Origin of the sequence: Microbulbifer epialgicus (genome assembly GCF_041447265.1) — a bacterium.
Taxonomy (GTDB): Bacteria; Pseudomonadota; Gammaproteobacteria; order Pseudomonadales; family Cellvibrionaceae; genus Microbulbifer; species Microbulbifer epialgicus.
This window is the reverse complement of the sequence record NZ_JBGMEK010000203.1, coordinates 1-1,986: the sequence shown is the minus strand read 5'-3', so window position 1 is coordinate 1,986 and position 1,986 is coordinate 1. Positions and strand designations below refer to the sequence as shown.

The window sequence follows — 1,986 nt, the reverse complement described above, 5'->3', positions numbered from 1 at the left end:
GGAACTTAAATTCCTAAGAATATTGGACAATCGCTTATTCAATCGTACATCGCCCATAACTTGATTTTTCACTTCGTCCATGACCCAGTCCTGCATAATTACCCATCCAAATCTGTAGCTCTTACTATGCCAAAACTGTAACTCATTGATTTTTATAATAAAACTGGAAAAACTTGTGTATAAAACTTAGGGCGAGCGTATCCGCCCTCCAGTATGGAGTTACTGATGATCTCTGCTATTTACACCATTTTAGGCCTTTTGGTAAAGTCATAGATAATGCATTCCCTGACAAGACTGAGGCTAATCGTCTCAAGGCTGAGGTGAATGCTAAGCTAATTACGATGGACTTGGAGGAGCTTAAACTGGCTACTCAGGTGATTTCTACGGAAGCTAAAGGTGACTCATGGATACAGAGAAACTGGCGACCGCTAACGATGCCCACGTTCGTAGGACTGATCGTGGCTCATTGGCTGGGGTGGACAGCTCCAAACCTCGACAAGGAACAAACCCTCGCCCTCTTGGAGATAGTAAAAATCGGCCTCGGTGGCTTTGTCGTGGGGCGCAGCGCTGAGAATGCTATCAAAACCTGGAAGCAGTCATGGCTTTCCAGGATACGGTAAGAAAAATAACAGAGAAGGTCAGTTATCTCGCTACTGTTGGAGTAGGCACTTTTGCCGGGTGGCTTGTCGATAACTGGCTAGGTCTTGCTGGTGTACTAATAGCTGCAGCAGGCCTTGCCGTTAACTGGTAATACAATCACATGCGATTAAAACTACAGGAAAGGCAGCCGGAAAAACTGATGAAAGTCAGTGTTACCCTGGATATTTCAGCGTTTGATCAAGCGTCTGCCGAACTGCAGCATCAGCTGCCTGGTTGACACAGATTTTTGAACACCCTTCAGTTTGATTTTTGGCCGACAAGGAATGCCAGAGCGAGAGGTAGATGCTAATGAGCTTTATAATTTAGCAGAGGAGCTTAAAGAACTTCAGGCAGTTATACTAAATATAATCCTCTTCGCATCACTAAAAGCTATAGAAGAAAAAATGGATAGCAGATAGATTGGTAAATCGTTTAGACGATTCTATTCTGCCACTTTCTTTCTATCCTACATTCCTGGATATATACAGGCCAGCTGCGCAAACGTAGATGGCCTGGTAGCTCTAAGGAGGCGGAAGGAATTACAAAGGTTCCACACTCAAGGTTTCGGCTGTTCCATCGGTTACAGCTATAACCTGATTATTACTATAAGGGTATATATTTATCACATTTGAAAACTCAGATTTGACGCGTTCAGCAGCATCCTTAAAGGGCTGATTTCCATAATGAGGTAATGGGGAGAAATCAACAAAATTTAACCCGTCATAAGACTCTAGACTCTTTGCGGCATCAACATCATCCATTTCCTGGATATATGCAATATTTGGTGACAGTACTACTGAACCTGCCGACTCACCAATATACGTTTTACCTGATCTTACCTGTTCCAGTATTATTTTATCTGCCCCACTTCGCCTAAGCTCTTGGAGTAGAAAGAACGTATTGCCACCAGTTACATAAATGAACTCATTATTCTTAATTTTATCTTCAATCTCACTAGTCAGTGCAGTGGAAACATCTAATTCATCTACGATAAGTCCTAGTTTTTCTAGTGCTCGTCTTGCATCATCAACATAAAAAGTTACTTCTTCGGGAAAACTTGCGGTTGGAATAAATGTAACCGCCTTCCCCTCAAGGCCTATCTCATAACTTCCAATTAAGTCAGCAACCTCAGCGAAATATGAGGTCAAGAACAGTTTAGTCATGTGTTTTAATCCCTTAACAAATAAACCTAACCCATTGCCTAATATCGAAATCACCTGTCCTTTGAGGGCACTGTAAAAGTTTAATGGAACCCCACAGAGTTATAACCAAATCTGGTGTTTGAAGGTTTGAAAAAAAGCGGCGTATCTGGTTGATTTGTTATCGCCAGACAATAAACCAACTAAG

Annotated in this window: 5 protein-coding genes; 3 read left to right on the top strand and 2 right to left on the bottom strand. The window is 42.0% G+C overall.

Going from position 1 to position 1,986, the window contains the following annotated elements; translation table 11 throughout:
* The coding region (locus ACCI49_RS25180) for a transposase DNA-binding-containing protein (RefSeq protein WP_503629704.1) at window positions 1-96 on the bottom strand (96 nt) is incomplete at its 3' end.
* A 77-nt stretch (window positions 97-173) separates the two neighbouring features.
* On the opposite strand from ACCI49_RS25180, the gene ACCI49_RS24470 reads away from it, so the two are divergent.
* From ACCI49_RS24470 to ACCI49_RS24460, 3 genes are all read left to right on the top strand, one after another.
* The gene (locus ACCI49_RS24470) at window positions 174-620 is read left to right on the top strand and encodes a 3TM-type holin (RefSeq protein WP_371841870.1); all 447 of its coding nucleotides are present in this window, start codon (window positions 174-176) and stop codon (window positions 618-620) included.
* Window positions 599-751, top strand: a complete 153-nt coding sequence (locus ACCI49_RS24465; RefSeq protein ID WP_371841869.1) for a hypothetical protein — start codon at window positions 599-601, stop codon at window positions 749-751. Before ACCI49_RS24470 ends, ACCI49_RS24465 begins: the two co-directional genes overlap by 22 nt.
* A 172-nt stretch (window positions 752-923) precedes the next feature.
* Window positions 924-1,058, top strand: a complete 135-nt coding sequence (locus tag ACCI49_RS24460; RefSeq protein ID WP_371841868.1) for a hypothetical protein — start codon at window positions 924-926, stop codon at window positions 1,056-1,058.
* A 120-nt stretch (window positions 1,059-1,178) separates the two neighbouring features.
* Here the strand turns inward: ACCI49_RS24460 and ACCI49_RS24455 are convergent, their stop codons facing one another.
* Window positions 1,179-1,802 carry a Type 1 glutamine amidotransferase-like domain-containing protein gene (locus ACCI49_RS24455; protein WP_371841867.1) on the bottom strand — a complete coding sequence of 208 codons (624 nt, stop codon included), beginning with the start codon at window positions 1,800-1,802 and terminating at the stop codon, window positions 1,179-1,181.
* Window positions 1,803-1,986: the final 184 nt, after the last annotated feature.